Source organism: Streptococcus mitis, assembly GCF_946190375.1.
In the GTDB taxonomy this organism is placed as follows: Bacteria; Bacillota; Bacilli; order Lactobacillales; family Streptococcaceae; genus Streptococcus; species Streptococcus mitis_CJ.
In genome coordinates this window covers 1-311 of the sequence record NZ_CAMIAF010000067.1, presented here as the reverse complement: position 1 = coordinate 311, position 311 = coordinate 1, and the positions used below count along the sequence as shown (strand labels likewise).

At 50.2% G+C, this 311-nt stretch carries 1 pseudogene; it reads right to left on the bottom strand.

The annotated features are described in order from the left end of the window. Positions 1-311 (bottom strand): annotated as a pseudogene (locus N8M09_RS10970) (MSCRAMM family adhesin SdrC); the annotation flags it as partial.

Sequence of the window (311 nt, the reverse complement as noted above, 5' to 3'; positions counted from 1 at the left end):
TCAACAAGTGCATCAGCTTCAGCAAGCACATCGGCTTCTGAATCAGCATCAACAAGTGCAAGCCAGTCAGCAAGCACATCAGCATCTGAATCAGCATCAACAAGTGCATCAGCTTCAGCAAGCACATCAGCTTCTGAATCAGCGTCAACAAGTGCGAGCCAATCAGCAAGCACATCGGCATCTGAGTCAGCGTCAACAAGTGCAAGCCAATCAGCAAGCACAAGCGCATCTGAGTCAGCGTCAACAAGTGCGTCAGAGTCAGCATCAACAAGTGCAAGCCAATCAGCAAGCACAAGCGCATCTGAGTCAGC